This is a genomic window from Pseudomonas syringae pv. cilantro (genome assembly GCF_001293775.1).
Classification (GTDB): domain Bacteria; phylum Pseudomonadota; class Gammaproteobacteria; order Pseudomonadales; family Pseudomonadaceae; genus Aquipseudomonas; species Aquipseudomonas syringae_P.
In genome coordinates this window covers 5,266-6,104 of record NZ_LGLN01000022.1, presented here as the reverse complement: position 1 = coordinate 6,104, position 839 = coordinate 5,266, and the positions used below count along the sequence as shown (strand labels likewise).

The 839-nt window shown below is 48.2% G+C and carries 1 protein-coding gene; it reads right to left on the bottom strand.

The window, feature by feature from the left end; translation table 11 throughout:
• A partial coding sequence (gene stbB / locus ABJ99_RS04155; RefSeq protein ID WP_054084738.1) for a StbB family protein occupies window positions 1-671 on the bottom strand: 671 nt, incomplete at its 3' end.
• Window positions 672-839: the final 168 nt, after the last annotated feature.

Genomic DNA, 839 nt, shown 5'->3' with positions numbered 1-839 from the left:
TTGGCTAGAAGCTTCAAACCATACATATCTGACCAACGCTCACGATCCTGCATGTCAGCGCTCTTGTCTTTCAACAGCGTCTTGTAGTCGGTGTCATCACTCATAAGCGATGTAAGAGAGAGACGCTTGACCGAGAGGGCATCGAACAATTCAGTTTCAAATATTGCGCACTTGCGATTACAAATAAACGATTGCGCAAGTTCATGGTAAGAAATGATGATTGAAAATTCGGAATCAACATCACTTTTCACCCGATTGAAAACCAATCTTATTTTATGGGCAGGAATGCCCATCGCGGACAGTGTTCCAATCATGGTTGCTGTTTCTTTCTGCTCTTTGGTTCCAGATGTTACTGGAACAACGTAGTAGTCAATTTCATCATGCGCCTCCTCAAAACCTCCTAGGTTGGTCATGAAGTCTTCGACGTTGGATGCACCTACATCGATGATGGCCTGGTCTTCCAGCATGAGTCGTTTGAACAGCTCACGAAATTTGTTACCACGCAGCTTTTCCACGTCCAATCCAAGATTTTCGGCGGTTTCGTTGATCGACTCGATGGCGTAGATAGGGGCACCGTCCATGCGTGGAGAAAGAACGTTAGCGCCGATGGTGGTTTTGCCGACAGTGCCGGTGTAATTGATGATGACGACTTTCTTTTTAACGACTTTCATTTCGGTAATCCTTGAATAGAGGGGTTCGCACCGGGTAATCAGTACCCGATGTGCTTGATCTGGAATTTGAGTTGGTTGGGCCGTTTGAACACCAAGGGCGCGGCCCTTGTCATCCCGCAACGGCCGCGTTGACCTCGGGAGCGCGGGGTGGTGAAGCTACCCCACACT